General features: G+C 49.5%; 29 protein-coding genes and 10 pseudogenes. 25 read left to right on the top strand and 14 right to left on the bottom strand.

All coding sequences use genetic code 11. From position 1 onward, the window contains the following. Nucleotides 1-24 precede the first annotated feature (24 nt). From ACS0RQ_RS27690 to ACS0RQ_RS27665, 6 genes are all read left to right on the top strand, one after another. On the top strand, nt 25-258 hold the full coding sequence (locus ACS0RQ_RS27690) for a plasmid partitioning/stability family protein (RefSeq protein WP_142518461.1): 234 nt from the start codon (nt 25-27) through the stop codon (nt 256-258). 33 nt (nt 259-291) lie between these two features. Then, nucleotides 292-459: a hypothetical protein gene (locus ACS0RQ_RS27685; RefSeq protein WP_165159868.1), complete on the top strand. Its 168-nt coding sequence runs from the start codon at nt 292-294 to the stop codon at nt 457-459. 440 nt (nt 460-899) lie between these two features. After that, a complete protein-coding gene (locus ACS0RQ_RS27680) occupies nt 900-1,133 on the top strand; it encodes a hypothetical protein (protein ID WP_334634493.1) in 234 nt (77 codons plus the stop codon). A 37-nt stretch (nt 1,134-1,170) separates the two neighbouring features. Further along, a complete protein-coding gene (locus ACS0RQ_RS27675) occupies nt 1,171-1,581 on the top strand; it encodes a hypothetical protein (protein ID WP_142518462.1) in 411 nt (136 codons plus the stop codon). A gap of 130 nt (nt 1,582-1,711) precedes the next feature. After that, nucleotides 1,712-1,993 carry a hypothetical protein gene (locus ACS0RQ_RS27670; protein WP_142518463.1) on the top strand — a complete coding sequence of 94 codons (282 nt, stop codon included), beginning with the start codon at nt 1,712-1,714 and terminating at the stop codon, nt 1,991-1,993. Between the two features lie 122 nt (nt 1,994-2,115). Then, on the top strand, nt 2,116-2,454 hold the full coding sequence (locus ACS0RQ_RS27665) for a colicin E1 family microcin immunity protein (RefSeq protein ID WP_142518464.1): 339 nt from the start codon (nt 2,116-2,118) through the stop codon (nt 2,452-2,454). 110 nt (nt 2,455-2,564) lie between these two features. Here ACS0RQ_RS27665 and ACS0RQ_RS27660 read toward each other — a convergent pair whose 3' ends face one another. Then, nucleotides 2,565-2,831, bottom strand: a complete 267-nt coding sequence (locus ACS0RQ_RS27660) for a bacteriocin immunity protein (RefSeq protein WP_142518465.1) — start codon at nt 2,829-2,831, stop codon at nt 2,565-2,567. A gap of 56 nt (nt 2,832-2,887) precedes the next feature. Here ACS0RQ_RS27660 and ACS0RQ_RS27655 point away from each other — a divergent pair, with 56 nt between their 5' ends. From ACS0RQ_RS27655 to ACS0RQ_RS27640, 4 genes are all read left to right on the top strand, one after another. After that, entirely contained in the window at nt 2,888-3,019 is a 132-nt protein-coding gene (locus ACS0RQ_RS27655; RefSeq protein ID WP_165159870.1) for a conjugation system SOS inhibitor PsiB family protein, read from the top strand. A gap of 116 nt (nt 3,020-3,135) precedes the next feature. Then, nucleotides 3,136-3,867: a plasmid SOS inhibition protein A gene (locus ACS0RQ_RS27650; protein ID WP_142518466.1), complete on the top strand. Its 732-nt coding sequence runs from the start codon at nt 3,136-3,138 to the stop codon at nt 3,865-3,867. 5 nt (nt 3,868-3,872) lie between these two features. Then, complete coding sequence (locus ACS0RQ_RS27645) at nt 3,873-4,190, top strand: theronine dehydrogenase (protein WP_142518467.1); 318 nt, start codon at nt 3,873-3,875, stop codon at nt 4,188-4,190. A 239-nt stretch (nt 4,191-4,429) separates the two neighbouring features. Continuing rightward, nucleotides 4,430-4,588 carry a type I toxin-antitoxin system Hok/Gef family toxin gene (locus ACS0RQ_RS27640; RefSeq protein WP_014063856.1) on the top strand — a complete coding sequence of 53 codons (159 nt, stop codon included), beginning with the start codon at nt 4,430-4,432 and terminating at the stop codon, nt 4,586-4,588. A 193-nt stretch (nt 4,589-4,781) separates the two neighbouring features. Here ACS0RQ_RS27640 and ACS0RQ_RS27635 read toward each other — a convergent pair whose 3' ends face one another. Continuing rightward, nucleotides 4,782-5,120 (bottom strand): DUF2767 domain-containing protein, encoded by a 339-nt coding sequence (locus tag ACS0RQ_RS27635; protein WP_334634487.1) that lies wholly within the window; start codon nt 5,118-5,120, stop codon nt 4,782-4,784. 465 nt (nt 5,121-5,585) lie between these two features. On the opposite strand from ACS0RQ_RS27635, the gene ACS0RQ_RS27630 reads away from it, so the two are divergent. Both ACS0RQ_RS27630 and ACS0RQ_RS27625 read left to right on the top strand, forming a co-directional pair. Further along, nucleotides 5,586-5,804, top strand: coding sequence for a hypothetical protein (locus ACS0RQ_RS27630; RefSeq protein ID WP_142518468.1), 219 nt, complete (start codon nt 5,586-5,588; stop codon nt 5,802-5,804). Further along, nucleotides 5,805-6,553 (top strand): annotated as a pseudogene (locus tag ACS0RQ_RS27625) (DUF932 domain-containing protein); the annotation flags it as partial. Nucleotides 6,554-6,568: 15 nt separating this feature from the next. On the opposite strand, the pseudogene ACS0RQ_RS27620 reads toward ACS0RQ_RS27625, so the two are convergent. Then, nucleotides 6,569-7,002, bottom strand: a pseudogene (locus ACS0RQ_RS27620) (lytic transglycosylase domain-containing protein). A 781-nt stretch (nt 7,003-7,783) separates the two neighbouring features. On the opposite strand from ACS0RQ_RS27620, the gene ACS0RQ_RS27615 reads away from it, so the two are divergent. Together ACS0RQ_RS27615 and ACS0RQ_RS27610 are read left to right on the top strand one after the other, a co-directional pair. Continuing rightward, on the top strand, nt 7,784-7,960 hold the full coding sequence (locus ACS0RQ_RS27615; protein WP_499079386.1) for a relaxosome protein TraM: 177 nt from the start codon (nt 7,784-7,786) through the stop codon (nt 7,958-7,960). A gap of 3 nt (nt 7,961-7,963) precedes the next feature. Next, nucleotides 7,964-8,122 (top strand): hypothetical protein, encoded by a 159-nt coding sequence (locus tag ACS0RQ_RS27610; protein WP_271851155.1) that lies wholly within the window; start codon nt 7,964-7,966, stop codon nt 8,120-8,122. Between the two features lie 39 nt (nt 8,123-8,161). Here ACS0RQ_RS27610 and ACS0RQ_RS27605 read toward each other — a convergent pair whose 3' ends face one another. After that, nucleotides 8,162-8,797, bottom strand: a complete 636-nt coding sequence (locus tag ACS0RQ_RS27605) for an Arc family DNA-binding protein (protein ID WP_165159872.1) — start codon at nt 8,795-8,797, stop codon at nt 8,162-8,164. Between the two features lie 549 nt (nt 8,798-9,346). On the opposite strand from ACS0RQ_RS27605, the gene traL reads away from it, so the two are divergent. The 7 genes and pseudogenes from traL (at nt 9,347) to ACS0RQ_RS27570 (ending at nt 13,182) form a co-directional block, all read left to right on the top strand. Then, complete coding sequence (gene traL / locus ACS0RQ_RS27600) at nt 9,347-9,649, top strand: type IV conjugative transfer system protein TraL (RefSeq protein ID WP_103255461.1); 303 nt, start codon at nt 9,347-9,349, stop codon at nt 9,647-9,649. A gap of 4 nt (nt 9,650-9,653) precedes the next feature. Further along, nucleotides 9,654-9,920, top strand: a complete 267-nt coding sequence (locus tag ACS0RQ_RS27595) for a TraE/TraK family type IV conjugative transfer system protein (RefSeq protein ID WP_103255462.1) — start codon at nt 9,654-9,656, stop codon at nt 9,918-9,920. 117 nt (nt 9,921-10,037) lie between these two features. Continuing rightward, a pseudogene (locus ACS0RQ_RS27590) lies at nt 10,038-11,158 on the top strand (IS3 family transposase). Between the two features lie 42 nt (nt 11,159-11,200). Beyond that, nucleotides 11,201-11,347 (top strand): hypothetical protein, encoded by a 147-nt coding sequence (locus ACS0RQ_RS27585; protein ID WP_158643684.1) that lies wholly within the window; start codon nt 11,201-11,203, stop codon nt 11,345-11,347. 973 nt (nt 11,348-12,320) lie between these two features. Next, nucleotides 12,321-12,593: a helix-turn-helix domain-containing protein gene (locus ACS0RQ_RS27580; RefSeq protein WP_103255464.1), complete on the top strand. Its 273-nt coding sequence runs from the start codon at nt 12,321-12,323 to the stop codon at nt 12,591-12,593. Further along, nucleotides 12,590-12,802: a hypothetical protein gene (locus ACS0RQ_RS27575; protein ID WP_103255465.1), complete on the top strand. Its 213-nt coding sequence runs from the start codon at nt 12,590-12,592 to the stop codon at nt 12,800-12,802. The genes ACS0RQ_RS27580 and ACS0RQ_RS27575 overlap by 4 nt, the downstream gene beginning before the upstream one ends. Further along, nucleotides 12,799-13,182, top strand: a complete 384-nt coding sequence (locus tag ACS0RQ_RS27570; RefSeq protein ID WP_103255466.1) for a hypothetical protein — start codon at nt 12,799-12,801, stop codon at nt 13,180-13,182. The genes ACS0RQ_RS27575 and ACS0RQ_RS27570 overlap by 4 nt, the downstream gene beginning before the upstream one ends. Before the next feature lie 468 nt (nt 13,183-13,650). Here ACS0RQ_RS27570 and ACS0RQ_RS27565 read toward each other — a convergent pair whose 3' ends face one another. Together ACS0RQ_RS27565 and ACS0RQ_RS27560 are read right to left on the bottom strand one after the other, a co-directional pair. Next, the gene (locus ACS0RQ_RS27565) at nt 13,651-13,884 is read right to left on the bottom strand and encodes a hypothetical protein (RefSeq protein ID WP_499079376.1); all 234 of its coding nucleotides are present in this window, start codon (nt 13,882-13,884) and stop codon (nt 13,651-13,653) included. A gap of 229 nt (nt 13,885-14,113) precedes the next feature. Beyond that, nucleotides 14,114-14,323 (bottom strand): annotated as a pseudogene (locus ACS0RQ_RS27560) (integrase core domain-containing protein); the annotation flags it as partial. Between the two features lie 1,305 nt (nt 14,324-15,628). On the opposite strand from ACS0RQ_RS27560, the pseudogene ACS0RQ_RS27555 reads away from it, so the two are divergent. The 3 genes and pseudogenes from ACS0RQ_RS27555 to ACS0RQ_RS27545 all read left to right on the top strand — a co-directional run. Further along, a pseudogene (locus ACS0RQ_RS27555) lies at nt 15,629-15,783 on the top strand (IS5/IS1182 family transposase); the annotation flags it as partial. 50 nt (nt 15,784-15,833) lie between these two features. Beyond that, nucleotides 15,834-16,289, top strand: a complete 456-nt coding sequence (locus ACS0RQ_RS27550; RefSeq protein ID WP_499079375.1) for a hypothetical protein — start codon at nt 15,834-15,836, stop codon at nt 16,287-16,289. Then, nucleotides 16,271-16,582: a hypothetical protein gene (locus ACS0RQ_RS27545; protein WP_499079374.1), complete on the top strand. Its 312-nt coding sequence runs from the start codon at nt 16,271-16,273 to the stop codon at nt 16,580-16,582. Before ACS0RQ_RS27550 ends, ACS0RQ_RS27545 begins: the two co-directional genes overlap by 19 nt. 15 nt (nt 16,583-16,597) lie before the next feature. On the opposite strand, the pseudogene ACS0RQ_RS27540 reads toward ACS0RQ_RS27545, so the two are convergent. Further along, nucleotides 16,598-17,746: pseudogene (locus ACS0RQ_RS27540) on the bottom strand (IS3 family transposase). A gap of 65 nt (nt 17,747-17,811) precedes the next feature. On the opposite strand from ACS0RQ_RS27540, the gene ACS0RQ_RS27535 reads away from it, so the two are divergent. Beyond that, nucleotides 17,812-18,369 (top strand): hypothetical protein, encoded by a 558-nt coding sequence (locus ACS0RQ_RS27535; RefSeq protein ID WP_499079372.1) that lies wholly within the window; start codon nt 17,812-17,814, stop codon nt 18,367-18,369. Between the two features lie 470 nt (nt 18,370-18,839). Here the strand turns inward: ACS0RQ_RS27535 and ACS0RQ_RS27530 are convergent, their stop codons facing one another. From ACS0RQ_RS27530 to ACS0RQ_RS27500, 7 genes and pseudogenes are all read right to left on the bottom strand, one after another. Continuing rightward, a complete protein-coding gene (locus ACS0RQ_RS27530; RefSeq protein ID WP_003100847.1) occupies nt 18,840-19,397 on the bottom strand; it encodes a recombinase family protein in 558 nt (185 codons plus the stop codon). Next, nucleotides 19,391-19,761, bottom strand: a pseudogene (locus ACS0RQ_RS27525) (hypothetical protein). Before ACS0RQ_RS27525 ends, ACS0RQ_RS27530 begins: the two are co-directional and overlap by 7 nt. Continuing rightward, nucleotides 19,758-20,258: a hypothetical protein gene (locus ACS0RQ_RS27520; RefSeq protein ID WP_003100856.1), complete on the bottom strand. Its 501-nt coding sequence runs from the start codon at nt 20,256-20,258 to the stop codon at nt 19,758-19,760. The pseudogene ACS0RQ_RS27525 and the gene ACS0RQ_RS27520 overlap by 4 nt, the downstream one beginning before the upstream one ends. Beyond that, a pseudogene (locus tag ACS0RQ_RS27515) lies at nt 20,255-20,580 on the bottom strand (hypothetical protein). Before ACS0RQ_RS27515 ends, ACS0RQ_RS27520 begins: the two are co-directional and overlap by 4 nt. A 255-nt stretch (nt 20,581-20,835) precedes the next feature. Further along, entirely contained in the window at nt 20,836-21,192 is a 357-nt protein-coding gene (locus ACS0RQ_RS27510; protein ID WP_499079371.1) for a cupin domain-containing protein, read from the bottom strand. Beyond that, nucleotides 21,182-21,584: pseudogene (locus ACS0RQ_RS27505) on the bottom strand (HepT-like ribonuclease domain-containing protein). The gene ACS0RQ_RS27510 and the pseudogene ACS0RQ_RS27505 overlap by 11 nt, the downstream one beginning before the upstream one ends. Next, nucleotides 21,581-21,870, bottom strand: a pseudogene (locus ACS0RQ_RS27500) (nucleotidyltransferase family protein). Before ACS0RQ_RS27500 ends, ACS0RQ_RS27505 begins: the two co-directional pseudogenes overlap by 4 nt. Between the last annotated feature and the right edge of the window lie 63 nt (nt 21,871-21,933).

Raw genomic sequence — 21,933 nt, 5'->3', positions numbered from 1 at the left:
TAACAAACTGTGTGGCGTGCCACGATGCTGGCTGGTTTTGCGCTGCGTAAACAGGATCCCCGGTTGGCAAATATTCTGGCCGAGCTGCTGAACGAAAACACCACTTTCGAAGAAATGATGATGGTGATGCAGGCTATATTTCCCGAAGAGATGAAGGGGCTGGTTAACCGTAAGCCAGCAGCGACACTGATTCAGGATCGCGATTCAAAAGACAGGTTACCGGCTCCGTCTGATAACGAGACCCGCGACAATGCCTAGGCGATGTTTGGCCAGTCTAAAAAGGGGATGTAAATGACATTCACCTCCCGGGTTAAAAGCGTTGCTGCAACCATGTTCCTTAAGGCCGGTGTGCCCGAACAGCAGCTGCGGACCCGCATGAAATCGGTGGGGCAGAATATGCTTCTTGCCAGCACTCTGCCGACCGTCCCGCTTGTAATGTTTGATGATGTGTCGGTTTAAAAATCATACTGCAACTGTTGTATGCCCTGCTGATCTGCGGCGGGGTGATACTGACTGTGGAATAAAAGAAAGAGTTGTCCGTAACCATTCTTTGCTCTCGACACATAAACCCGCTTCGGCGGGTTTTTTTATGTGCTGACAATGGCCTATGGTCATGTCGCTTTCACTGTGTCGTGCCGGCACGCTTTAGCCCGTCACGCGTTGCGTGACCTGTTCTTTCCCCTGCACTGATGTCTCTCCCGTTCTTCACCGCACAGGACTGTCCCACACGGCCGTCAGTTGCAAGGACCGCAGAGCTGAACGACGGCAACCGGTCCCTGCGCAGGCTCCGGGCTGCGGCTTTGTCATTCTCCCTGCATCCGCCTGTCTCCGTGTGGGGTGCCTGTTTCTGCGGCGAAGGAATTCAGAGAAACATTAGCTTAACCCGGAGGAAATCCAACATGTCACAGAAAAACGTCAACACAGCAGCAAAAGAATCTAAAGAATCATCACTTTCAACAGACCAGGTCCTGGACCTGTTTGACTGGATCATGACTGTGCCCGGTCTGCAGTTCCCGGATACTTTCACCCCGCTGGCAGACAGCGAAGAAATTGTGGCCTTCTGGGATGCAGGACCGGATTATCGCAGGTCTGGATTGTCGCAGGCTATCCTGTGGCTGCAGCTGCACCCATGAACGGTTTTTTCTGCACGCTGCAAGGGGAGGGGGCGTAATGTCTCAGCTGTATTTTTTCGATGCACCGGATGTGGTCATCACGCCAGCGGTACCGGCTCAGGGCCAGGCCACCGCCCGTGCACTGCCCACAGCCGTTACCACTCCTGTCCGTAAATTCCGGGGGGAAACGTGGCAGGCCTTCATCAATGAATTCCGCCAGACAGCGACGTATCTGCGACGCTGTGGGGTCTTTCGTGATTTTGTCACTCTGGTAGCCAGCGAACTGGACCTGGTCCGTATTCACACCCCGGAAAGTAGGGCGCGCTGCAGACAGATTACCGCCCGCTATAAAACGGCGGATACCGGCCGGATGCATACACTCTTTTCCTTCATGGTCAATGCGTTGTCTGAGGCGCACCAGGATTTTCTGGGGGAGGTGTACATGGAAACTCGGGCTGGGTGCAGATGAGATGGGACCGTGTTTCACGCCGCATGATGTTTCATCTTTGCTAGCGTAGCTGGCCGCCGGCGACTTACTGGCGCAACTGAAATCGTGCCCCTTTATCAGTCTGCAGGAGCCGACAAGCGGGGCAGGGGGCATGGTCATTGCGTTTGCAGAGATAATGCTGCAGGCCGGACTGAATCCCGCGACACAGCTTCAGGTCACCACCATTGATATCGATCCACTGGCGGCAGATATGACGTTTGTGCAGCTCAGCCTGCTGGGCATTCCGGCCACGGTGAACACCGGCAATACTCTGACGCTGCAGATGAATCTGACGCGTTATACTCCTGTCTGGTTCTTCAATGACTGGCCGGAACGGATACGGTCGCATGAATGCATCCAGGCTATGCGGGCATTTATGACCACAATCGCGTAATCAATGAAGCGGGCTTGGCCCGCTTTTTTGTACCTGAGGAAATTGTCTTGGTCTGACGCATCTGTACGTGCTGCAGATGATTCACTTACAATGGAGACGACCTCTGCCCCATAAGGGAACACATGACGCTGAAATACTATCTGCACAGCTTACTTCCGGGTTTCATTATGTTCGGGATAACCCTGTACACCCTGTGGGGCGAACCCCGGACGGCGCTCAGTCAGATTCTGTGCTTGCTGGCGGCGCTTTGTATGTTGATGTTTCCCTTTGCGAAGCGGTGCATTGAGCAGGTTGCACTCAGGTACACCCGTACGAAAGACTGGACAACAGGTATGTGGGGGGAAAACTCAGCAAAAAGCGGCATCTATGCAATATATTACATGCTCATCTTCGCCATTGCGATCCCCCTGGGGGCAGGCTACATAGTCTGTCTGGCCATCAGGAAAAAACAGTCCGGTTAACCTCTCAGCAGTTGTACAGACTGAGAACAGCCTGCTTTATCCCCCGGTTTTCCGTTTTCTATATGCCAGGTTTTGATCTTTGTAATACGGTCCGGGCATATGATCCTCTGTCATTCATGTCTGAAATCTGGCTTACCGTTTTTCGCTCTCCACTGCCTGATGGCCGCAATAATGCCGGGTGTGGAACTGTCAGCGCCGGGCTTTGGGTAGAAAATAAGATCCCATCCATCAGGGTGTTCTGTTATACGGGCAAACTGATAAATTGCCTCATCATGCTGATCTTCTGTCCGGTAGTCAGCCTCCCGGCTCTTCGTTAAAAAGGCGGTAAATTTCTGCTCGGTAAAATCACCGAACTGAAGGGAAGCCAGTTTTTTCATGTTTTCATCCTGTGAGGCCAGCCTGATACCGTGGCGAGTTTGGTGGTCTGTTCCCCGTGCAGCTGCGCTATGCGCCGTACGAAAACGACGAATATTTTCTCTGCCTGTGCAGTCCCGGCGAGATGCTCCCAGCCTGGACCCTGTTTCTTCTGTCCGGTGGCGGCACACTGGTACGCATTCTGCACTAGGCTGAGATCCTTGCGCCTGATACGGTTGTGAACCTGCTTTCTCAGGCGGCGGGGATGCACCGCTTTAACTGTATCGCAGCCACGGTTGCGGATTTTCTGAATGCGGAGGTGGTGGCATGATCCCGAATCACTTTTCCCTGGTCGCTGTTAATCCGTTTCAGCAGGCCGTACAGCTTGCCATTATTGACGTTGAATCTTCCCTGATGGCAGGAAAACGGCTGGGGCGTTTTCCCTGGGCGATGGCGTTACTGAGACGCTTGCGTGCGGAGCAGGCAGGCCGGATCACCGCGAAAGATGTCATGTGCGCCACGTCAGGTTATGAGCCTGGTAGCCGGGACGGCTACAACAAGGATAAATACATTGAAGCCCTGGACCGACTGATTGAAACGCGCGGGGATGTCTGTCCGATGCCGTTGTCCGGGTCGACCGTGGATATGTATTTCCCGGAGGTCAGATTCCGGGAGCGTGAGCGGCATTATCGCCGTTTCGATGTGACGGCATCGCGCCGCAGCCGACAGCGGGAAAAAGAACAGCACCAGAAACGCCGGCGTTATCAGACTCAGGTGGCGCAGGCCGAAATTGACCTGGCGTTTGTCACGCCCGCAGGACTGGTTGCGTGGTATCAGCGGCAGGAACGACAGGGCATTTATGACGATGACCTGATCGACATGGTCCAGTCCTGGAGCAGTCGGTTCAGCGGTCTGCCCTATGACTGCCTGTACTCCGGGCAACCCCTGTGGGCCATTATCAAACAACTGGAAGAACCACTGGCAGGCCGGTCAGAGGCGGAACACTGGCTGGATTCTCTCAGTCTGCCCAATAAACTCCGTGATATGAGACGAGGGTGACACTGATGCAGTGGATGTATTCCGTGCGCTGGAGCCTGCGGCATCTGCCCTGTCCCGGCGAAAAAGAACTTATCAGGATGATCGTCCCGGCGGGAGCCGTTGCGCCGCCGGAGGTACTGGCGGCACACACGTTCAACAGTGGCTATGCAGTCTGCCTCGATTTTCTTTCTGATGAGGAGATAAAACGCTGGTCCCCGGAGCGTAAGGCCGCGACACGGAAGCGTAATCTGGAACGCAGGGTCAACAGGCTGGCGCCGTTGTTTGCTGACGAACTGATCGGGCGGGAACTGGAGGCGAGGCCGGACTATTTCAGTGGAAAATAGTCGCAGATAACTGCCTGAAAATCGGGGAGAGTCCTGGTGAAAATACCCGCTTCCGGGGTATAATGGCGGTGGCGCTTGAGGCTTTTTGCCTCATGATGTTCAGGTGGTTTGTTGCCATGTTGTGTGGCAAAAAGCAGAAAGCCCCGAGTAATTTTTTCAATTAACCCGAGGCTTAATCTGTATGACTAGACACCAACAGATTAGCCGCTTACCTGCCGAAAGGCAAGGAGAAGTCAGCTATGAAACTGCCACGAAGTACCCTGCTCTGGTGCGTGTTAATAGTGTGTCTCACACTGTTGATATTCACTTACCTGACCCGTAAATCGCTCTGCGAAATCCGGTACAGGGACACGAACAGGGAGGTGGCGGCTTTCATGGCTTACGAATCCGGTAAGTAAGCTACCTGGAGGCGGGGGAAACCCCGCCTTTTCAGAACTGAGGGGTCAGTTCTGCCGAAAGCGCCTTTACAAGGGGCTGTCAGTTGTCCGACTTGCAGCCCCCTTTTCTTTCCGGCGCGACCGCAAAACCCGGAACGGCTGTTCCCCTCCGGGGTACGGGGGAACGGGCGGATGCGCCTGCGGCGCTTCCGCTTTACTCCCGCCGCCTGCCCGTCCTCTCCTCATACATCTCCGCCGTCTCCAGCTGCTCGATGGCCATCAGTATCCCGCTGTGGGATTCACTAGTCAGTTGCATGATTTTCCAGTGAAGCCGTTTCAGCTGGCAGACCAGCTGCGCCCGGTCGGTTTCTGCATCGTTGATGGCCAGCATCAGGCAGCACTGGCCCACTATCCTGCACGTCTCGTCGTAAAACGCGTCTTCAGCATCATCTTCGTCTTCATTTTCTGACATGAGAACGCCTCCGGTTGCGCTTTTTTTGCGCAATTCCAGCATACGCCGGAGCACCACAAAAAACAGAAAAACCACTTTCACGACACTGGCCCCCTTCGGCTTCCCGTCCGTTCCGGCCGGGTCGTCAGGGCCACACTCCGCTAACCCGGCGGCAGGCCGCCGGCTAAGCTCCGCCGAACCCGCTGCGCGGTTTCTGGCTGCTCGCTAGTGTCCGATGGTGAAGGTCCGGGGCGCGCTTGCTGCGTCCGGGGGACGCGCCGCTCTCACCGCACCGGCGATGGGTGCCGGCGCTTTCTTTAAGGGCGACCCGGTGGTGTGACGTTGCCGGATCGTGTGTGTGCATCCTGTCAGTCCGGCGATGACCATCACCCCGGATGATTCCCCGGCGGAGGGCTGTTCGTAGTACCGTTCTTCCGAAAAACACCAGGGTGAAGTGCACGCGCAGGCGCGCCCTGGTCTTTTCCGTTCGCCGTCGCTACTTCGCCCTTTGCCGCAGGGGAACTCACCAGGAAGATGGATTAACAATCGCCAGAGGAGAAATGAAGAATGCACACACGAAACGTCAACGTCAAAACCGCCACAAAGGAATCTTCAAGGAAGATGGGGGAATTCTGTCCTGGACCTAAAACAGCATCTCTTATCGCTTTGTACGGCGATGAGGTGAGCTATGCCTGGAACGTTCTGGAAGATTTGAAGGTAGCAGGAGCCTCTTATACCAGGCGAAACATTATCGCCGATATGTTCCGTCGTCTGGGCGTTAAATAACTTTTTAAAGGAGATAACCATGATCCGTTTATCCAGCCGTTATACCGCACCAACATCAATTCGCCAGAATCGCCCTCTGATAGATATACCTATATTCCGACCATTGCATTACTGGATCACCTGCGTGAAGAGGAATTCCAGCCTTATTACGCCAGTCAGTCTCGGGTGCGTAATCCGGACCGTCGGGAATATACAAAACATATGTTGCGTTTACGTCGGGGCGATAATTTTTCGGGTAAAGAAGTGCCCGAGATTCTTTTGCTTAACTTACACGATGGGTCGAGCAGTTATAAAATGATCCCCGGTATGTATCGGCAGGTCTGCACGAATGGGCTGGTCTGCTGGAAATCTTTCGTTGAGATTAATGTGCCTCATAAAGGATATATTGTCGGGCAGGTCATCGAAGGAGCATATGAGGTGTTGGGGATATTCGACAATATCACTGAAAATATTGAGATGATGAAATGGATCACGGTATCGCCTGCCGAAAGAATACTCCTTGCAAATACTGCTCTCGACATCAAGTATGAGGGTAAAGATGCGCCAGTAACGCCGGAAAAAAATCTTGTTCCGCGCCGTTAACAACTTACAATACAGTGCAGGAAAACCTGATCAAGGGCGGTTTATTTGGCAGAATGGCCAAAGGAAAAAATACGACCACACTGCCTGTAACCGGCATCGATGGCGATATAAAACTAAATCAGGCGTTGTGGAAAATGGTCGAAGAGTTTGCAAAGCTCAAGAGCTAGAAAATGAAAACCCGGTTACCCGGTTTTTTTTATGTCATATATTTTTGTGGTTGCATCGGTTTTATCATCAAAAGGTGATGTTTTTCCGGGAACGCCTGATTTCCTTTCCAGTATGTTTTTTCTCGCGAGTAAAACGGTGTAGATACTTTTAATAATTCTCGCGTATTCGCGTCTTACTTTCATACGGTCTGGTCTTGGACCTGCATTATAAATCCCTACGCTGTCCCAGTTTCTGCCGTATGCCTGAAAATTTTTTGCAAGAACCCATGCGCCACTGTAAACACAGATGCAAGGATTATTAAACAAATCTGCACGTGTAATATTGAATTTTTTAGCTTGCTGAAATTATTGCTATTAAGCTGCATTGCACAGACATCTTCAGTCCCACCTGCACTGGTACTGTTTATGGCTCGCGGGTTTAACCTGCTCTCCTGAATGGATATTGGCATAAGCAAAATCGGATCAACATGGTAATCACGCCCCGCTTCATCAAAACATAATTCAGGCGTGGCCTGAGCGGTTAACGTCAGCGCCAAAAAAACTGAGTGGTAGATATTTCATTTTATTCCTCATTGATCTGGGCGCCTGTAATTGACCAAGCGAGGCGATTTAAAAAATACCCTTCGCAATCGTTTAAATCAAGAACTCTCCTTGCAAACGCGCAGGGAGCGCTTCCAGACGCCTTTTTGACAACATTTCAAATATTAAAAGGTAAGCCAACTCTCTTATTTAAAGCCGCTTTTTGCTAACAGTAAAAACCTCACACCCCACGCAAGACTTCGTCTTGCAGATTTTTTCTTTAGATTCAGGTGGTTATTCTTTGATATTTATGTCGCTGGGTAGACTTGAGAAAAAAGGTGTGTCAAATAACACACCTTACGGTGCTTTTAACGGCCACCAAACAGTGCCACGTACACACACCTGTTAGTGCCGGTAGCGGCACTGTTGCATGGCCTAAAGGTGTGTACTGTTTAAATATCAATTGGTTATGTAGGTATAGTGCCGGACTAACACACCATCCTTAGTGCTATTGGCACACACCGGTATAAAGCAATTCTCATATTGACAAGTGCTGTACCCACACACATTATTAGCGCAACAACCCCGCGAACTTACACATGGATTAATATCTGACAGTGCCGGATTCAGCACTGCTAAACACTTGGTGATAAATATATGCCCCGCAAGAATATCTACTTCAAAGATAAAATCGATCGCGAAATTTAAAACATAATCGAAATTGAAAGACAAAAGGGTGCCAAAGGAGAAGATATAAGTTATTCATCACAGGTTAATGAGCTGGTTAAGCTGGGACTCATGGTGCATAAATCACGAGAAGAGAGCAGTTCTTTTGACCTGGAAGGCTACAGAAGAGACCTGATTGCTAAGGTCAGCGGGACACGTTAGGGAATGATGATAATTGCAACACTCATCACTGAAATGTATCTCACCATGAAAGGACCTGACGAAATGCAAAAAATTGAGGTCTATCTGAGCCAGACCATTGGGGCAATTAACACCGCAGAGTCGAATGCTGAGAAGTTGCACTTCGTCAATGCTGAAGAATAAAAAGATGGCTGACAACAATGCCAGCCATCGATCACCAAATCAGTCTGGTTTTCCCCAGGGAAGCGGCACCTTCTTCGCTTCCGAAATTTTCTCTCTCAGATACCACTCAAACGCCATCGTTAAAACTTTTAATGCCTGTGTGCCTTCATTGTTATCCAGTATACGTTCAGTTAAATATCCCAGCGAATTCATCAAACTGGTAAGCATTTCATCATTTAGACTGCGCTTATGTATCCGCGCCATAGTTCTGATTTCATCTGCCAGATTCTGGGGGAGTCGCATACTGTAACCCGATGTTTTACCCGGAATAAGCACACGCTCTCCTTCACGCCACATCCAGGCTTGTTCATGAGCGTTATTCCCCGCACTGCTATCGATCACGAAATCATTTTCGCGGCCCAGAATGAAATCCAGCCAGTGCTCAAATTTAACTGTCATCGAAATTAACCGTTCCCCCTCCACCGTTCTGATAACCGTAATATGAGGCTGGTAATTAAGGGAAATTAAAAGCCTTGCAATAATTTCGTCATTAACACTCCTGTCACCTGCTCTTGCGCAAACACGCAATTCCATTAACAAGTTATTCGGCGCGCGCAGCCGCCACTCCACCGCATCCCCTGGCTGAAACTTCTTTGGACGTCCGCGCCGTTCCCACATGTTTTCTTTTACTTTCATGGCTATAGATCCCTGACTACACAGGACGTGTACCTGCATAGCTTAGGGTATGTTCTCCCGTTACTCGGATAATTCCTAATCATGTTGAAAAGTTTAATGGTGCTCACAGTTTTTTTTAGAGCCATGAGACGCTAATACCATCGTAAACAAATACTTACGCAAAAAACTTTTGTAAACATCCGGAGAATCAAGCATGGCCACTGCCGGTAGTGCCCTTAGCACCAGAAAGGGATGGGCGGTAGCGTCTGTATTTCGCAAAGCCCGTGAATATATTCAATTGAAAAATCTTGCTCGTAATGGAGGGTTAATTTTAGTTTCACTTATGGTTGCACATGCGGCATATGCAACCGGAACCGATTTACTGTCGACACAGGACTCCACCGTGACGGGCACATTCGGTCACGGCTCTTCGCTGTAAAAATATTTTTATTACGGTGAAATCATTGCGGCTTTGTTTTTATATATCAAATCCCGCTCTCCCGCAGTTTTCATCGGCTTCCTCGGTGTTGTTATTTTTACCCGCATTTGCTTCGGTATTGCGGGGTAACAATGGCCGGGGAGGAAAATAAATACTACTTCCCGGAAACACTCAATCAGCAAGCCCGATTCTTTGGTCTTCCCATCGACGAACTTATCGTCATAGCCCCTCTGACTTTGTTAGGTATCGCATTTAATATGTCGACCACTCTGGGGATAGTTTCGGGTTTTCTCTGGTGGTTAATCAGGTATCTGAAAAAAGGGCAGGGATCGTACTGGTTACTGAATTTTTGTTACTGGCACCTCCCGGCCATTATTTTCAGAGTCACATTTAAGGCACTGCCTGATTCCTGTTTCCGGCACTGGAGGGCGTGAATAAGTGAAATTAAAATTCAGGCGAAGTCGGGATAAACTTCTCCGCTACGTATTTATCGGCCTGCTCAGCTGGGTAATGATGAGCACCGTCGCTAATGTCCTGATTGGTTCTCTCGCCTGGTATTTTTACAGTACAAAGAAAACCATCACCACGCCCATGACATTCAATGCTCCGTTCAGCTCTGATGCGTCATCTGCCGACTCCCCGGGCATGACGATGTTTGCCACCTCATTTTTGTATATGAGGTTAAACGTCTCCCCCGAGAACTGAAGTGGTTTACTGAATTTGGCCACCTGAACAGAGGTGATATGCTCACCTCAGAACATTACAGGTGCCTCAATGAAAAAAAGAAATTTCAGTGCAGAGTTTAAACGCTAATCCGCTCAACTGGTCCTTGATCAGAACTACACCGTTGCAGCTGCGGCCAGTGCTATGGATGTGGGCCTTTCTACCATGACGCGATGGGTAAAGCAGTTGCGGGATGAACGACAGGGAAAAATACCTGAAGCCTCCCCTATAACCCCGGAACAAATTGAAATACGTGAGCTGAAGAAAAAGCTACAACGCATTGAAATGGAAAACGATATATTAAAAAAAGCTACCGCGCTCTTGATGTCAGACTCCCTGAACAGTTCTCGTTAATCGGGAAACTCAGAGCGCAGTATCCTGTGGTCACACCCTGCCACGTGTTCGGGATTCATCGAAGCAGCTACAAATACTGGGAAAAAAGCCCTGAAAAGCCAGATGGCAGGCGAGCTGTGTTACGTAGTCAGGTTCTGGAACTGCATAACATCAGCCATGGCTCTGCTGGCGCAAGAAGTATCGCGATTATGGCAACCCTGAGAGGATTCAGAATGGGACGCTGGCTTGCCGGCAGGCTCATGAAAGAGCTGGGGCTGGTGAGTTGTCAGCAGCCTACCCACCGGTATAAACGTGGTGGTCATGAACACATCGTTATCCCGAATCACCTTGAGCGACAGTTCGCAATGACAGAACCTAACCAGGTGTGGTGCGGCGATGTGACGTATATCTGGACAGGTAAACGTTGGGCTTACCTGGCAGTTGTTCTCGATCTGTTCGCAAGGAAACCGGTGGGCTGGGGATTGTCATTCTCGCCGGACAGCAGGCTGACCATCAAAGCGCTGGAAATGGCGTGGGAAGCTCGCGGTAAACCAGCCGAAGTGATGTTCCACAGTGAGCAGGGTAGCCACTATACAAGCAGGCAGTTCCGGCAGTTACTGTGGCGTTGCCGGATCAGGCAGAGTATGAGCCGACGAGGAAACTGTTGGGACAACAGCCCGATGGAACGCTTCTTCAGAAGTCTGAAAAACGAGTGGGTGCCAGTGACTGGTTAAACAAACTTTAGCGAAGCTGCTCATGCGATTACAGACTATATCGTCGGGTATTACAGCTCGCTAAGGCCGCATGACTATAACGGTGGGTTACCCCCAAACGAATCGGAAAACCGATACTGGAAAAACTCTAAAGCCGTGGCCAGTTTTAGTTGACCACTACACGGGGCTGTGGAGCGTGCCAGTGAGGAACTGGTAGTGCGACGTCAGACCGCAGAGGAGAGCGCACGACAACAGGCAGAGGCACTTAAAAAGGCAACACAGGAACCGGAATCAATCATCATTCCTGCCGAACCCGTGCCCGATATCCCCGTTATTCCCGCACAGGCATCCCGCTCTCCGTAGCCGGGTACCGTTGATAAAGAGATGCTCAGCCGGATTTCGGCGGCCGTTCGTCCAGAACCTGCGGTACCAATAAACACGGATGGGATAGTGCTTCCTGACCGAACCAAAGAGAGCCAGGAACTTTCACGGACCGCAGAACGGATCGCCGTCGGGCTTGTCGAGCAAAAACGCGTTGATGTCACTCTCCTGCCCAACGGCAATGAACGTGGACGTGCCATCGAACATGATGAGCCCGTACGCACACAAACAATTCAGAAAGAACGCTAGGAAACCACTGATGAATGCCAGAAAAACACTCATTAATTTAGTTACAACATACACTGTTTTGCAATTAAATCCGCTCCATGCGGCCTCTGCGCTTGTATTCACGCCCGAGCAACAGGCGCAGATCCGGGTCAGTTTGGATATCAAAGATTATTGTACGTTAAGGCAAAAATTGATCATTAAACCCTCAAGGGTCTTCTGAAAGTCCTCCAGAACTTAGTTATTTCGCGTGCCAAAATCCCGTCCTGAGCCGGGTGAAATTTACCGCCATTTGTATTGCGCGGTGATGGTATTCTCCGCCATACTGGGGGACCAGATTAATATTTCTGGTGTCCGCACTATGTAGATTTAACCCAAAAGGAAAGAGAGGGCTGGAGTATGGCCTTGGGCGAAATGTTAATCTTTTTGACGATTTGCGCTTGTATGCTTATAGGCACGTTTTAGAGTTTAAGGTTCGTCAAATTTTGATTCTTGGATGCGAGAAATAGAGAACCAAGCCATTAATTTAAATACGTTATGCAATCCAAAGAACTTACTACCTTTTGGAGAAGTGAAAGCAACGGCCAGAAGCATAGGAAAATGGACTTGGAAAAATTTTAGTCGTTCAGCATTCAGGCTCATCGAGGAAGAGTGAATGATGGAAAGAAGAAAAATAACCATAAAAAACAATAAAATATAGAAAATATGATCAGATTCTTAGGAGGTGAAAATGAGAGTTAGCAGAAACGGATTAACACAAGAGCAACTGGCAGAAAAATTCAACATCTCCATTACAACGGTTAAAAAATACACAGCCATAGATAGGGAAGAATACGAGTCAAGAGCTAAGGAAAGACGCTTAAAAGCTTACACAATGCGTTCTAACGGTTTTTCTCTCGATGAGATAACATTTGAGCTGAACTGTTCTTACAACGCAGCAGTGACTCTCATAAAGAGATATAAGAATATCGATATAAAAAAGTATCAATGGAGTGATTTGTGATTTTTCTAATAATAGCAGGAATTATATTAGCAATAATAGTTTTCAAGTTAATATTACCTCTTATTGGTAATATAATAGGTATAATTATCGGTGCTGTTATATTTTTCGGTGCCATAGCTCTCTGCATTGCTTTCCCTCCTTTATTTATAATATTGATTGTTATAGGTTTTTTTATCTATGCAAGTAATTCAAAAGGAGAAAAAAAATGAATGTTAAAACAGAAAAAGAGTTAGCCAGTGCTATCGAAAAAAATGAGAGCACCATAACAATAGAAGGCGACTTAGCAAGAAAGACTGTCAGAATAAAGGCAACAGGAACAGTGGCTTGGGTTATCGCCTTTGGCTCAATCGGCATTGCTTTCTATGCTGCAATCGCAACTGTTGGTACTGGCGGAGCCGCAGCCCCCGCAACAGCAGTATCGGCTTTGGCTGGAACGGGAGCTGCTTTCGGTGTACTGGGAACAGCGGCCACAACAGCAGCTATATCAATGGCAGTATCAGTAAGAAGCCTAAGTGTTCTAAAGAAACTTAGAGGGGATTACAAGATCACAAAAAAATCAGAAGGAATTGTTGTTTTGCGCAGGAAATAAATAAAACGTTGATAAGAAAAATAGCCCTCACGAGCCATTTTTCTTATCAACTCCTTTTCCATATAACTCAGCAGAAAGTTAACCATTGTTTTTATATTTTTAATATCGTCGTCCAAATCTGGCTCTTTTAATTTCAGTCTTTTGCTTTGTTTTTTCAATTTTTTTTGTTTTTTCTCTTTTTTTCAAAAGCTTCTCGGATTACATCTTTTCTTGTATGGATAAAAAACAGTCTGACGACTTTTGACGAAATTGGGGTCCGAAGCTCAGTGCAAATAAAAACGGGTGTGCTTACACGGGGGCTGATTGTAATACCGGTGAACAACACCAAGCCGAAAACTATTACCGTTTCCCCAGGAGTTGCGACCGCAGAACAAATTTAGGCGGCCATCAGAAAAGCAAGTAACCGACGAGTAACTCAAAGAAGACAGTCGTATCTCAATTACCAGACCGACTGATCATTATTTCATACTATCCCACTTTAGATGAGTAATGTTCAACTATAGTTGAACAAGGATGTTTCTCTTTAACAATAGAAATTGCTTCTTGCAGATTACTAGCCTCAACTATTACTTCAAACCCAACTAGATCTGAGTGCAAACTTTCACCCAATTTATTCACCTTTAAACCCTTTTCCCAAAAATCAAAATAATCTGACTCCCTCTCATTACGAATGAGACTAATGCTGTATCTATTTTTCGCCATTGTCATATCTCCTTAAAATGACTTTTTTCCCATTCTACAGGTGCTGGGAGAAAAGATCACCACATTATGCATTATTTTTAAATAATGAGAAACTTTACCTCTAGATATTAGTATAGCTAACTTAGTTGCAATACCTTCAGTGACCTGCCACCGTGATTAGATACAACCTTCAGTTAGTAATGTCGGTTGGTTTTTCTTCATATTTCCTGTTTCGCCAGTCCGTTGCGAATTAAGCTGGTGTCTGGTAATCCAGCGATGAATGGGGACGGCACTCGTTATAATCCTGTCGCCAGTCATTAATCGTTTTCCGGGCATGAAGAATATCGCTGAACCCGTATTCATTCAGACACTCATCGCGAAAGCGTCCGTTAAAATTCTCAATATATCCGTTCTGCGTTGTCTTACCTGGCTGGATAAGCCGTAGTTCCACACTATGCTCAATTACGACAAAGACGAGTTCCTTGAAAGAGCGTCCGCTTTGATCAATAGCTTGGAATATCAAAACCCGCTGCTCAAATACCCATTTATGGTGCGGGGACTACGTCGCCTCGCGGCGCTGTATAAAGATTCGATACTTTCAGGACGAACGTGAAACACGCGTGATAGTCGAGCTTGATAAAGGCAGAGATGATAAATATGCCCTGGATGAACGTGTTAATGCATACAATGAGAACGCAACGTATCATAAGCTTCTGACGTCTTATGAAAATCTAAGTGCCATTAAGGAAGTGATCATCGGACCGAATTGCGTCTATACCGAAGACCACGTCAAAGACCTTCTGACGCAGCACGGATTATCATCTGTCAGTGTTTCTCATTCCTCGGGACGCAACCGGTATCGACTGGGTACCACAAAATAATTTACTCGCAGCAGAGCACACAGAATGGCGTTCAGCGGTAAATCAGCGAGGCGAGTTTACCGCATATTCCAAGCCCCCAACTGACTTACATGTATAATTTCGTGGCATCCACGACCGAGACACTCTTCAGTTGGCGTAGTGCCCGGGTTGCCAACTATCTGCTGGTCAGGCTCTGACATGAATTTTATTTATAATCCAGTATAAAATGCCTGCCACAATCAATACCAGAGCCAGTATCACCCAAAGAAATGATGGGTCAGAATCACCTTCAGCAAATCCCAGCCCTGTTTTATTAAAACTTATTGCTGACTAGTGATAAATAACCGACAAACGCTCCCCGCGGGAATAACACGATAAAAAATGAAGAGATAAATAAGTCCGCCTGATTAGCGTATTACAAATCAAATTTGTATGACAAATAATCAGTCCTCCCTGCTACATTTATACGTCCATATGCGATTAATTCTTTTCCTCCAGGAACAATTACAAAAACAAATGCATACCCATGACTCGCCTTCACCATTCGGACGTAATGAATGAAGCCGGTGCGCCTACCTGTCCACCCTGTTTACAAAAACATGGTCACTCTGGGAAAACGATTATCGCTCAGAAATCATCCTAGTCGGGTGCTGGAATGCACGGGAGGCATTTTTTTGCCTTCGTTACTGAGCTTATTTATAATAAATCCGTCTAACTATCACTAGAAGTGATTGTCATAATGTCGGAACTGATAATTTCTAAATGTAAAAATGTGACGGTGCAGCAAGTGGCGGAGAAGCGATGAACGTTGGGAGAAAATGGCCCTGCTTATTCCCCCACACAAAACCGATCATCCGCTAGGTATGCACCGTAAACGCATTTATAACGCCAGAAAAAACATAAACGTTAAAGCCCACCCTTGGGTCGTCGAGAGGACACATAGGCGGATGAATCGCTTTCGCCAGGTTCTGACCAGATAGGAAAATAGACCGAAAATTACGAGGCTATGTTGCATTTTACCTGTGGTCTCATCGTCTGGAATAAAGTCCTATCAAGATAGGCTTTAAGTGCTTGTTGCTAAACGCTACCATAACGATAAAAAGGGGTTCCATGCGTCTGGATAAGTCATTTTTCAAATCTATTGTCGTACTTCTTATGCTTTGTCCTTGTACAACCGTGTATGCTGTTGAGAAGGACGTTTGTTTGTCTCCAGGCCTGGCAAAGTCCATGCTTTCCCGGTTCGACATCACGGCCATTGATGATACGGGAAAGGAGACGAAAAAATACACGGCAGCTGATAAATGCGATAAAGATGCGTTTAAAAAAACCATATTGGCTCTGGAACAAATCAATACCGTTTCTATTCAAAAAATCAATAACGCTCCCGATGGCAAGGGTATTGATTTTTTTACCTATATTAATGAAAAGGTTAGAAAAATAATTCTCATGCCTGAAAGCTCCAGTTTATGCGGATTCAATGAAGGAGGCGTTGTCCTCGACCTGAAAAAACGGATAAAATTATCCGCCTGTGTATTATTAATGGAAGGATGCCCGTTTCCCAGTTAGCTACGGTGATTGTTCATGAAGCTCGTCATATGGATGGCTACAAGCATGTAAAATGCACTCATGGTTTGTATAAGTCATTTTCATTTCCCGAATGTGATGTCTCATTTGAAGAGCAGGGTAGCCATGCGTATGCAATGTCATACCTGCTGAGACTACACAACACCCTAAAAGATAAAGATGATAAGTTCAGGGTAAGAACGCTTATTGCACAATCCATTGAATATAGCTTCAATAATGTCCCCTTTGGACTAAAAAAAGGCGGATTAATGTTGGATTCAAAAACAGAGTATTGAATCGCCACGGATAATCTAGACACTTCCGAGCCGTTGATAATACTGGTTTTCATATTCTGTCGGTGACATCTGTTCGCTAGAACCATGCCGACGCTTACTGTTATAAAACATTTCGATGTAATCAAAAATATCACTGCGGGCTTCTTCCCGCGTTCCGTAGATCTTTTTCTTTATCCGTTCACGTTTCAACAACTGGAAAAAACTTTCTGCAACCGCATTATCATGGCAGTTACCGCGACGGCTCATGCTACCCTCCAGGCCGTGTGATTTCAGGAACGACTGCCACTCATGGCTTGTGTACTGACTGCCCCTATCCGAATGAACCAGCACCTGTTTTTCGGGATTACGCCGCCATACAGCCATCAGCAGTGCGTTCAGGACAATGTCCTTTGTCATCCGGGATTGCATGGACCAGCCGATAATTTTGCGTGAGAACAGAATCAACAACAACGGCAAGATACAGCCAGCCTTCGTGGGTCCTGATGTAGGTTATGTCCGTTACCCAACGCTCATCAGGAGCATCCGGATTGAACTGTCGCTGGAGCCTGTTGGGTGACACGATACTGGCCTCGCCTTTACGTGCCCGCGGGCTTCGGTATCCGACCTGAGCCTTTATTCCGACACGTTTCATCAGTCTCCAGACTCTGTTTACTCCGCACTGTTGCCCGCTGTCACGCATATCCAGATGGATTTTGCGATAACCATAGACGCATCCCGACTCCAGCCAGAACTGTTTAATCTGTCCTGTCAGTCTCAGGTCTGCCTGATGGCGTTGTGAATGCGGCTGCTGAAGCCAGGCGTAAAAACCACTGGGATGAACATCCAGCACCCGACAGAGCAGGCGAACAGGCCAGCAACAGGAGTTGTCACGGATAAAGGCGTACCTCAGTCGGACAGCTTTGCGAAGTATGCCGCGGCTTTTTTTAATATGTCCCGTTCGTCGGTAACCCGTTTCAGCTCTTTCTGGAGACGGCGGATCTCGGCCTGAGCATCTGACTGTTCTTTATGAGTGGAAGAATCCGGACCGTACTTCTTTATCCAGGCATAAAGGCTGTGGGTGGTGATATCGAGACGTGTTGCAACGCTGGCAACAGAATAACCGCGATCAACAACCTGTTTGACTGCTTCAGTTTTAAACTCTTCGGGATAACGCTTACCGCTCATGGTACCTCTCTTTAAGCCATCTTAAATGACTCTGAGGTGTCTGTTAAACCCGTGGCGATTCAGTATTGTTTTTTGATGGGGTTGACATCTCAGTTATCAATGAATTCAATGATAAAATAACTGCTCTTGTCCTCAATCTTGGTTATCCCTTGGTTCTTCATGAAAATGGTTCTGTTCAGGCTTACACATTTTCTGATAACTGGAGTTCCGTGGCGGGATCACTCACTGAAAACTATCAAAAACTGGATGATGATACCAGAGGTAAGATACTGGATGTTTATATCGATAATGGGGAAAAATGTTATCTTCTGCCTTTAGAGTTAATATGCTCTGGAAAAGAGAGGTTTGTTAATTTTAAATTTGATGGTCTTTCTCCAGTAGTGTTTTATAATGCGCCAGACATGAGTAAGTACTCTCTGATGCTGGTAAAAAACAAGAATGGGCGCATATTCGTTATCCCGGGATCCATATTGTTTAACAGTAACGATAAGAACTTTAACTCAGCATTTGAGGATAAAAAACATTCCCTAGAGCCTGAAGTTTCTTCTTATGCCGAGTGCGAAAATGGTGACCTTATTGGAGTAGGGGGAGGGTGCTGTTGTTGTCAAAAACAAGGGCGGTGAATGGAAGGAAGACTCTCGTTTTAATGGCGTAACCGTAAAAAAAATCATTCCTTACTATTGGTCGAAGCAGCTACAGGACTTTCTTAAATGATAAAAAACGGTGTTGTAAGGAAACATTCAACGTACTGAATTTTCGCCACAATTGTGACTGACACCTATTCCCGACCCGAATTCTAGAGCAGTCTCGCTGCCCTGCTGGTTGCCCACGTCGGTTACAACAAAAATGCGGCATAGGGCAGCGAAGCTGCAGTAATCTTACCTCAGCCACCTTTGGGTGGCTTATATATTAATTAGGACTGACTTATGTACAATATTGAATATCTACCGTCGCCTTTATCAACGCACAGTGATGTGATGGACGCCCTTTCCTGATGCAGCCAGTGCCATACTTTTACTGTCTGCGTTTGTTACGGGAGTAAATCACATGAGCACGATCAGGGGTCGTCTCAGAAAACGGAAAATAAAGCACGCTAAGCGTGCGTGGAGGCTGGCACCCAGCGGTACAGCGTCGGAATGGACACGCCGAGGTTCTTGGCCACGTCCTTGGGCGGCACCCCGCTGGCCAGCAGCTTCTTGGCCGACTCGATCTTGCTGTCGGTCATCTTCGGCTTGCGGCCGCCTTTGCGGCCGAGCTGCTTGGCGACTTCCAGCCCGGCGCGGGTGCGCTCGACGGTCAGCTCGCGCTCCATTTCGGCAAGGCTCGCCATGACGTGGAAGAAGAACCGCCCGGATGGTGTGCCGGTGTCGATGGAGTCGGTGAGGCTCCTGAACTGGACACCGTGCTTGTGCAGATCGCCGACCAGATCGACCAGTTGCTTGACCGACCGGCCCAGCCGGTCGAGCTTCCAGACGACCAAAGTATCGCCTTCGCGCAGCATTTCGAGCGTCTTGGCCAAGCCAGGCCGGTCTGCCCGCGTGCCACTCACCTTGTCCTCGAAGACCTTTTTACATCCGGCCTTGCTCAAGGCTTCGCGTTGCAGCTCCAGGTTCTGATCCTGCGTCGAGACGCGCGCATAGCCAATCAACATGGCTTGTCTCGCGCCCGGTCGATGCGTTCCTGCATCGCCTGCATCACTTCTTCGTGGGTGTACGATCTGGCGTTGGCGTCGGTGGCTTGCCGCAGGGCTTCCTCAACCTCGCGCGTCATCCGCTCGTAATCCTCCGGCCACAGCGCTTGCTCCATGCGCAGCGACGCCTGACCCAGCAGGTGCAGCAGGCTGAACAGCCGCATGTCGTTGGTGGCGACGATGCGCTCCCGAATCTGCTCCTGAATAGCTTCGCTAGCCCGATGCGCTTGTGGTGTGGCAGTCCCCTCGTAGTCAGCGGGAATTCCGCTTCCTCGGCAATCCTTGCCCAGGCGCTGGCCAGCGCCTCGATGGTTGACGTGCTCATTTCCGCCGCTCCTGTGCTCTTTGGCGAATCAACCGGCCAAGGGGCCTCGACGCGAAAACCAGCAGCATCACGCCTATCGGATACCAGGTCGAGAAGACCACCAAGGCATCGAAGGCTGGCCGTCCGGTGTTGGTAGGCAGTACGGCGGTCACAGCCATCAACCCGCCGACCGTCCAGATGATGCGCCACACGTAGGGCATCACGCGGGGCACGTAGCCGTCATCGAAAGCGGTCTGGTAGTAGCGGCGCAGGCCGCGCTCGGCAAGCGCCTGGCGCTGCCGCTCCGACAGCGCATCCGTCCGGCCATACCAGCGCCGGAATGGTGGACAGCGCAGCAGCAAAGGGGTGAAGAGGATCATCACCGCCACGATCGCGACACCCCACGCCATGACGGCGCCGGCATCGGGCCGCTTGGCGTTCTCGATCACGGGCGCGAAGACGCCCGGAGCACCGATCATCCAGAACAGCGCAATGTGCTGATGGAAGGAGAGCTTCATTTGCTCATCCACTTGCGCAGCAGGCGCTTTTTCAGGGAGGCGCGTTCTTGCGGGTTGCGTCCCTTGTGATTGGCGATGCGATCCGCCGTGGCGGCCTGGCGCTTGACGGGCCAGTAGGAGCGGCCATCCTTGCCCATCGACCAGACGCTGCTGGCCTGGTTTTCCAGCAGGGGCAGATGGGCGCTCAGGGCTTCGGGCGACGCGCTGGTCAGCGCCGTGCGCTCACGGGTGCGCCAGCGCTGATGCCAGAGCTTCTTGTCCTCGCGCTCGCTGCCGCAGGTCGTGTGCCCGACGATGGTGTTTTGCGGCGGATGCGGCTCATAACGTAGTGGTCTCCAAGAACATTCAGGACTGATCCCAGGCGTAGATGGTCAAGACCTGATCGGCAGGACAGGCGGGTACGCGGGCGGGAACTGGATGGTGTTCAGTCTCATGCCGGCCCCATTCGATTCGATCGCGTCGCTTGCGGCACGCTGCGACGCAAGGAGGTTTGCGACCTGGTTTAGCAGCCGTGTCCGCTGCATGTCTGTTACCTATCTCCCCGACCGCTCATTGGACCAACTCCAGAGATTGGGCTCTATCGCTCAGCCAATACGAAACCGGCATTGGCTGATGCCACAACCGAGACTAACACAAATGGCTCGGTACCTGTATTTCGCGCCCCGTGCACTTGGCCCGGTCTTGCCACGGCTATCTCACCTTCCCTGAGGGCACGAACAATCCCATTGCCCTGAAAGTAATCAGCCATTCCCGACAAAACAGTCCACGTGTCTTGGCCGTGAGGATGAATGTGAGCCGCAATTTCCTGCCCGGGATGGACATGCCAAACCACGATAATTGAGTCTCGGGTTTCAAGCACAACGGAACCAATAGGCTCGCCTTCGGACGGCTGAACATACTCGGCTACAGAAAATATTCTCGATTCAACAGTCATCGGATATCCCTCTTTCACAGTTGTCGTTACGGTCTTCATCGTCGGCATCCTGACGCACGGCGGGCAATTGCTGGAGCAACGCCGGCAGCCATTCCTGTACCGTCTCCCACACCACATCGAGGTTGATGTCGAAATAGCCGTGAGCCATGCGATTACGCATATTGCGCATGCTGCGCCACGGCACGTCGGCATGCGCCTGGGTGAACTCGACGTAGCCATCCATCACCTTTGTGGCCGCCTCGCCGATGACGATCAGGCTCATGATGACGGCCTGCTGGGTGCGCTTGTCGGCCAAGAAGTCGTCCTTGGCCATCCCTTCCACGAAGCTGCGCGCATCGGTTGCGGCCTGCTGAATGTGGTCGAGGGTAATCGGGCAGGCGGTTCTCGCTCATATCGGTTGCGCCTCCGCGAGCACCTTGGCCCGGAACTTCGGCGGCAGGTCGCCGGGAGTCAGCAGATCGACGTCAACGCCGAGCAGCGATTTCAGTTCTTCTTCCAAATCGCCCAAGTCCAACAACGTGGCACCGGCAGCGCATCGACCAACAGGTCGAGGTCGCTGCCATCCCGGTCGGTGCCATGCAGCACCGAGCCGAAGACGCGCGGGTTCGCGGCGCGAAAGCGGCCTACCGCTTCACGCACTGCGCTTCGCTTCATGTCAAGCACAACAGACGGTCGCATGCGCATCCTTTCTTATCGAAACTCGTTGAGATGATATGCAATCAAGAATAGAATTTCAAGAAC

Source organism: Phytobacter diazotrophicus, assembly GCF_052061655.1.
GTDB lineage: Bacteria > Pseudomonadota > Gammaproteobacteria > Enterobacterales > Enterobacteriaceae > Phytobacter > Phytobacter diazotrophicus.
The sequence above is the reverse complement of the archived record's forward strand: the minus strand, read 5'-3'. Positions and strand labels throughout refer to the sequence as shown.

Excerpts from the sequence above, each read along its gene's own strand:
- ACS0RQ_RS27650 (WP_142518466.1), top strand. The coding sequence starts at position 3,136 with ATGATCCCGAATCACTTTTCCCTGGTCGCTGTTAATCCGTTTCAGCAG.
- ACS0RQ_RS27670 (WP_142518463.1), top strand. The coding sequence starts at position 1,712 with ATGGTCATTGCGTTTGCAGAGATAATGCTGCAGGCCGGACTGAATCCC.
- ACS0RQ_RS27680 (WP_334634493.1), top strand. The coding sequence starts at position 900 with ATGTCACAGAAAAACGTCAACACAGCAGCAAAAGAATCTAAAGAATCA.
- ACS0RQ_RS27510 (WP_499079371.1), bottom strand. The coding sequence starts at position 21,192 with ATGACTGTTGAATCGAGAATATTTTCTGTAGCCGAGTATGTTCAGCCG.
- ACS0RQ_RS27630 (WP_142518468.1), top strand. The coding sequence starts at position 5,586 with ATGCACACACGAAACGTCAACGTCAAAACCGCCACAAAGGAATCTTCA.
- ACS0RQ_RS27545 (WP_499079374.1), top strand. The coding sequence starts at position 16,271 with ATGCCCGTTTCCCAGTTAGCTACGGTGATTGTTCATGAAGCTCGTCAT.
- ACS0RQ_RS27605 (WP_165159872.1), bottom strand. The coding sequence starts at position 8,797 with ATGAAAGTAAAAGAAAACATGTGGGAACGGCGCGGACGTCCAAAGAAG.
- ACS0RQ_RS27685 (WP_165159868.1), top strand. The coding sequence starts at position 292 with ATGACATTCACCTCCCGGGTTAAAAGCGTTGCTGCAACCATGTTCCTT.
- ACS0RQ_RS27570 (WP_103255466.1), top strand. The coding sequence starts at position 12,799 with ATGAATGTTAAAACAGAAAAAGAGTTAGCCAGTGCTATCGAAAAAAAT.
- ACS0RQ_RS27645 (WP_142518467.1), top strand. The coding sequence starts at position 3,873 with ATGCAGTGGATGTATTCCGTGCGCTGGAGCCTGCGGCATCTGCCCTGT.
- ACS0RQ_RS27665 (WP_142518464.1), top strand. The coding sequence starts at position 2,116 with ATGACGCTGAAATACTATCTGCACAGCTTACTTCCGGGTTTCATTATG.
- ACS0RQ_RS27550 (WP_499079375.1), top strand. The coding sequence starts at position 15,834 with ATGCGTCTGGATAAGTCATTTTTCAAATCTATTGTCGTACTTCTTATG.
- traL (WP_103255461.1), top strand. The coding sequence starts at position 9,347 with ATGGCCGGGGAGGAAAATAAATACTACTTCCCGGAAACACTCAATCAG.
- ACS0RQ_RS27690 (WP_142518461.1), top strand. The coding sequence starts at position 25 with ATGCTGGCTGGTTTTGCGCTGCGTAAACAGGATCCCCGGTTGGCAAAT.
- ACS0RQ_RS27530 (WP_003100847.1), bottom strand. The coding sequence starts at position 19,397 with ATGTTGATTGGCTATGCGCGCGTCTCGACGCAGGATCAGAACCTGGAG.
- ACS0RQ_RS27565 (WP_499079376.1), bottom strand. The coding sequence starts at position 13,884 with ATGGCGAAAAATAGATACAGCATTAGTCTCATTCGTAATGAGAGGGAG.
- ACS0RQ_RS27660 (WP_142518465.1), bottom strand. The coding sequence starts at position 2,831 with ATGAAAAAACTGGCTTCCCTTCAGTTCGGTGATTTTACCGAGCAGAAA.
- ACS0RQ_RS27580 (WP_103255464.1), top strand. The coding sequence starts at position 12,321 with ATGAGAGTTAGCAGAAACGGATTAACACAAGAGCAACTGGCAGAAAAA.
- ACS0RQ_RS27610 (WP_271851155.1), top strand. The coding sequence starts at position 7,964 with ATGATGATAATTGCAACACTCATCACTGAAATGTATCTCACCATGAAA.
- ACS0RQ_RS27640 (WP_014063856.1), top strand. The coding sequence starts at position 4,430 with ATGAAACTGCCACGAAGTACCCTGCTCTGGTGCGTGTTAATAGTGTGT.
- ACS0RQ_RS27520 (WP_003100856.1), bottom strand. The coding sequence starts at position 20,258 with ATGAAGCTCTCCTTCCATCAGCACATTGCGCTGTTCTGGATGATCGGT.
- ACS0RQ_RS27675 (WP_142518462.1), top strand. The coding sequence starts at position 1,171 with ATGTCTCAGCTGTATTTTTTCGATGCACCGGATGTGGTCATCACGCCA.